Annotated in this window: 16 tRNA genes and 2 rRNA genes; all 18 read left to right on the top strand. The window is 51.1% G+C overall.

The window, feature by feature from the left end:
* Positions 1-136: 136 nt before the first annotated feature.
* The 18 genes from H5R64_RS05130 (at position 137) to H5R64_RS05045 (ending at position 4695) form a co-directional block, all read left to right on the top strand.
* Positions 137-3059, top strand: a 23S ribosomal RNA gene (locus H5R64_RS05130).
* Between the two features lie 77 nt (positions 3060-3136).
* Positions 3137-3253, top strand: a 5S ribosomal RNA gene (rrf, locus tag H5R64_RS05125).
* Between the two features lie 6 nt (positions 3254-3259).
* Positions 3260-3332 (top strand) — tRNA-Val (locus H5R64_RS05120).
* Between the two features lie 17 nt (positions 3333-3349).
* A tRNA-Lys gene (locus tag H5R64_RS05115) sits at positions 3350-3422 on the top strand.
* Positions 3423-3463: 41 nt separating this feature from the next.
* Positions 3464-3536 (top strand) — tRNA-Thr (locus H5R64_RS05110).
* 9 nt (positions 3537-3545) lie between these two features.
* A tRNA-Gly gene (locus H5R64_RS05105) sits at positions 3546-3617 on the top strand.
* Positions 3618-3633: 16 nt separating this feature from the next.
* Positions 3634-3719: transfer RNA gene (locus H5R64_RS05100), tRNA-Leu, on the top strand.
* A gap of 9 nt (positions 3720-3728) precedes the next feature.
* Positions 3729-3802: transfer RNA gene (locus H5R64_RS05095), tRNA-Arg, on the top strand.
* A gap of 4 nt (positions 3803-3806) precedes the next feature.
* Positions 3807-3880 (top strand) — tRNA-Pro (locus tag H5R64_RS05090).
* A 28-nt stretch (positions 3881-3908) separates the two neighbouring features.
* Positions 3909-3982, top strand: a tRNA-Met gene (locus H5R64_RS05085).
* 15 nt (positions 3983-3997) lie between these two features.
* A tRNA-Ile gene (locus tag H5R64_RS05080) sits at positions 3998-4071 on the top strand.
* Between the two features lie 37 nt (positions 4072-4108).
* A tRNA-Ser gene (locus H5R64_RS05075) sits at positions 4109-4196 on the top strand.
* Between the two features lie 8 nt (positions 4197-4204).
* Positions 4205-4278, top strand: a tRNA-Met gene (locus H5R64_RS05070).
* A 4-nt stretch (positions 4279-4282) separates the two neighbouring features.
* Positions 4283-4357, top strand: a tRNA-Asp gene (locus tag H5R64_RS05065).
* A 4-nt stretch (positions 4358-4361) separates the two neighbouring features.
* A tRNA-Phe gene (locus tag H5R64_RS05060) sits at positions 4362-4434 on the top strand.
* Positions 4435-4450: 16 nt separating this feature from the next.
* Positions 4451-4521, top strand: a tRNA-Gly gene (locus H5R64_RS05055).
* 8 nt (positions 4522-4529) lie between these two features.
* Positions 4530-4604, top strand: a tRNA-Ile gene (locus tag H5R64_RS05050).
* Between the two features lie 3 nt (positions 4605-4607).
* Positions 4608-4695, top strand: a tRNA-Ser gene (locus H5R64_RS05045).
* Positions 4696-4698 lie beyond the last annotated feature (3 nt).

Below are 4698 nucleotides of genomic sequence, written 5' to 3'. Positions count from 1 at the left end.
AGCTTGCACTTTGAAAACTAAATAATATCAATTTTCTTTATTAATTAACAAAACAAACCGAGAACACCGCGTTATTTTGAGTTTTAAGAAATAATCGCTAACTCAATTAATCCGATAATCACAAAGTGATTATCAAGGTTAAGTTATGAAGGGCGCATGGTGAATGCCTTGGTACTAGGAGCCGATGAAGGACGGGACTAACACCGATATGCTTCGGGGAGCGGTAAGTACGCTTTGATCCGGAGATTTCCGAATGGGGAAACCCAACCAACTTAGTCGTTGGTTGCTTGACTAGTGAATCTATAGCTAGCAAGCGGTAGACGCAGTGAACTGAAACATCTCAGTAGCTGCAGGAAGAGAAAGAAAAATTCGATTCCCTCAGTAGCGGCGAGCGAACGGGGAAGAGCCCAAACCAACGAGCTTGCTCGTTGGGGTTGTAGGACTGAACATTTGAGTTACCAAAGAGCGACGTAGTCGAAACAGTTGGGAAACTGTGCCAGAGATGGTGAGAGCCCAGTAGACGAAACGTCACTCCCTCAGTTCAGGATCCTGAGTACGGCGGGACACGTGAAACCCCGTCGGAAGCTGCGAGGACCATCTCGCAAGGCTAAATACTCCCTAGTGACCGATAGTGAACCAGTACCGTGAGGGAAAGGTGAAAAGCACCCCGGAAGGGGAGTGAAATAGTTCCTGAAACCATGTGCCTACAAGCTGTCGGAGCCCATTAATGGGTGACGGCGTGCCTCTTGCAGAATGAACCGGCGAGTTACGATTGCATGCAAGGTTAAGGTGGAAAAACTGGAGCCGCAGCGAAAGCGAGTCTGAAATGGGCGTATGAAGTATGTAGTTGTAGACCCGAAACCAGGTGACCTACCCATGTCCAGGTTGAAGGTGCGGTAAAGCGCACTGGAGGACCGAACCCGTGTCAGTTGAAAATGGCTGGGATGAGGTGTGGGTAGCGGTGAAATTCCAAACGAACTTGGAGATAGCTGGTTCTCTCCGAAATCTCTTTAGGGGGAGCCTTGGGATAAAGAATCGTGGAGGTAGAGCTACTGTTTGGACAAGGGGCCCGTCATGGGTTACCAACTTCAGATAAACTCCGAATGCCATCGATTTATGCCCAGGAGTCACACGATGAGTGATAAGATCCACCGTGTAAAGGGGAACAGCCCAGATCACCAGTTAAGGTCCCTAAATATATGCTAAGTGGAAAAGGATGTGGAGTTGCATAGACAACTAGGATGTTGGCTCAGAAGCAGCCACCATTTAAAGAGTGCGTAATAGCTCACTAGTCGAGTGATTCTGCGCCGAAAATGTACCGGGGCTAAGCATATTACCGAAACTGTGGATGTGCACTACGTGCACGTGATAGGAGAGCGTTCTAAGGGCGGTGAAGCTAGACCGTGAGGACTGGTGGAGCGCTTAGAAGTGAGAATGCCGGTATGAGTAGCGAAAGACAGGTGAGAATCCTGTTCACCGAATGACTAAGGTTTCCTGGGGAAGGCTCGTCCTCCCAGGGTAAGTCGGGACCTAAGCCGAGGCCGAGAGGCGTAGGCGATGGATAACAGGTTGAGATTCCTGTACCAGTTAACTGCGTTTGACGATGGAGGGACGCAGGAGGCTAAGCAAACCTCACGATTGGAAGAGTGGGGCCAAGCAGTAAGTCAGGATGTGAGTTAAATGCTTACATTCGGGTTGACAAGCTGTGATGGGGAGCGAAATTATAGTAGCGAAGTTGCCGATGTCACACTGCCGAGAAAAGCTTCTAAGGAGCAAGTTAACTGCCCGTACCGCAAACCGACACAGGTAGTCGAGGAGAGAATCCTAAGGTGAGCGAGTGAACTCTCGTTAAGGAACTCGGCAAAATGACCCCGTAACTTCGGGAGAAGGGGTGCTGGTCGCAAGACCAGCCGCAGTGAATAGGCCCAGGCGACTGTTTATCAAAAACACAGGTTTCTGCAAAATCGTAAGATGAAGTATAGGGGCTGACGCCTGCCCGGTGCTGGAAGGTTAAAAGGAAGGGTTAGCTTCGGCGAAGCTCTGAATTGAAGCCCCAGTAAACGGCGGCCGTAACTATAACGGTCCTAAGGTAGCGAAATTCCTTGTCGGGTAAGTTCCGACCCGCACGAAAGGCGTAACGATCTGGGCACTGTCTCAACGAGAGACTCGGTGAAATTGAAATCCCTGTGAAGATGCAGGGTACCCGCGACAGGACGGAAAGACCCCATGGAGCTTTACTGTAGCTTGATATTGAGTGTTTGTACTGCTTGTACAGGATAGGTAGGAGCCATAGAAGTCGGAACGCTAGTTTCGACGGAGGCGTTGGTGGGATACTACCCTTGCATTATGACCACTCTAACCCGCAGCACTAAACGTGCTGGGAGACAGTGTCAGGTGGGCAGTTTGACTGGGGCGGTCGCCTCCTAAAAGGTAACGGAGGCGCCCAAAGGTTCGCTCAGAATGGTTGGAAATCATTCGCAGAGTGTAAAGGCACAAGCGAGCTTGACTGCGAGACAGACAGGTCGAGCAGGGACGAAAGTCGGGCTTAGTGATCCGGTGGTTCCGTATGGAAGGGCCATCGCTCAACGGATAAAAGCTACCCTGGGGATAACAGGCTTATCTCCCCCAAGAGTCCACATCGACGGGGAGGTTTGGCACCTCGATGTCGGCTCATCGCATCCTGGGGCTGTAGTCGGTCCCAAGGGTTGGGCTGTTCGCCCATTAAAGCGGTACGCGAGCTGGGTTCAGAACGTCGTGAGACAGTTCGGTCCCTATCCGTCGCGGGCGTAGGAAATTTGAGAGGACCTGTCCTTAGTACGAGAGGACCGGGATGGACATACCGCTGGTGTACCAGTTGTTCCGCCAGGAGCACCGCTGGGTAGCTATGTATGGACGAGATAAACGCTGAAAGCATCTAAGTGTGAAACTCGCCTCGAGATGAGATTTCCCATTCCTTCGGGAAGTAAGACCCCACAAAGATGATGTGGTAGATAGGATGGAAGTGGAAGTGCCGTGAGGCATGGAGCGGACCATTACTAATCGGTCGAGGACTTAACCAAGTTAAGCGGGAGTTCGGTTTGGTAGAAAATGATATTGTTTAGTTTTGAGAGCGCAAGCTCTTGCCCAAAAGGGTAAGTGTGGTGATGATGGCTTGAAGGATACACCTGTTCCCATGCCGAACACAGAAGTTAAGCTTCAACACGCCAAAAGTAGTTGGGGGATCGCTCCCTGCGAGGATAGGACGTTGCCACGCTGTTATGGAGGATTAGCTCAGTTGGGAGAGCATCTGCCTTACAAGCAGGAGGTCACAGGTTCGAGCCCTGTATCCTCCATTGAGCATTAAGCTCATGAGCCGTTAGCTCAGTTGGTAGAGCATCTGACTTTTAATCAGAGGGTCGGCGGTTCGAGACCGCCACGGCTCATTACCAAATAGGTAACGGTTTGGTATAATAAAAAAGTGTACGCCGACTTAGCTCAGTTGGCAGAGCATCTGTCTTGTAAACAGGAGGTCGGAGGTTCGAATCCTCTAGTCGGCACTTATATATGCGGAAGTAGTTCAGTGGTAGAACATCACCTTGCCATGGTGGGGGTCGCGGGTTCGAATCCCGTCTTCCGCTTTGTCAATTCTATAATGCCGGGGTGGCGGAATTGGCAGACGCACGGGACTTAAAATCCCGCGGTTAGTGATAACCGTACCGGTTCGATCCCGGTCCTCGGCACTTTTTTATGCACCCATAGCGCAATTGGATAGAGTGTCTGACTACGAATCAGAAGGTTGAAGGTTCGACTCCTTCTGGGTGCATTTTCGGGAAATAGCTCAGCTTGGTAGAGCACCTGGTTTGGGACCAGGGGGTCGCAGGTTCGAATCCTGTTTTCCCGATAATTCTAATATTAATCTATTAGTTTTTCGCGGTGTAGCTCAGCTGGCTAGAGCGTCCGGTTCATACCCGGGAGGTCGAGGGTTCGATCCCCCCCGCCGCGATTGACTGGCTGTTTTGGACCTTTAGCTCAGTTGGTTAGAGCAAGCGGCTCATAACCGCCCGGTCGTAGGTTCGAGTCCTACAAGGTCCATCAACTTTCTGTGATGGATTGTTGTTTATATTTTTTTGGAGGATTACCCAAGTGGCTGAAGGGGGCGGTCTTGAAAACCGCTAGGCCGTGAGAGCGACGCGAGGGTTCGAATCCCTCATCCTCCTTTTATTATCGCGGGGTAGAGCAGCCTGGTAGCTCGTCGGGCTCATAACCCGGAGGTCGTTGGTTCAAATCCAGCCCCCGCAATTTTGGTCCGTTGGTCTAGTTGGTTTAGGACGCATCCCTGTCACGGATGAGATCACGAGTTCGAGTCTCGTACGGACCGTTTTGGCTCGGTAGCTCAGTTGGTAGAGCAACGGATTGAAGCTCCGTGTGTCGGCGGTTCGATTCCGTCCCGCGCCATTTATTTTAATATTATGCGGGTATAGTTTAGTGGTAAAACCACAGCCTTCCAAGCTGTTGTCGCGAGTTCGATTCTCGTTACCCGCTTTTTGTATGGGCCTATAGCTCAGCTGGTTTAGAGCGCACGCCTGATAAGCGTGAGGTCGATGGTTCAAGTCCATTTAGGCCCATTTGGAGAAGTACTCAAGTGGCTGAAGAGGCGCCCCTGCTAAGGGTGTAGATCGCGTGAGCGGTGCGAGGGTTCGAATCCCTCCTTCTCCGTTT

Source organism: Limosilactobacillus fastidiosus, from assembly GCF_014145505.1.
In the GTDB taxonomy this organism is placed as follows: domain Bacteria; phylum Bacillota; class Bacilli; order Lactobacillales; family Lactobacillaceae; genus Limosilactobacillus; species Limosilactobacillus fastidiosus.
The sequence above is the reverse complement of the archived record's forward strand: the minus strand, read 5'-3'. Positions and strand labels throughout refer to the sequence as shown.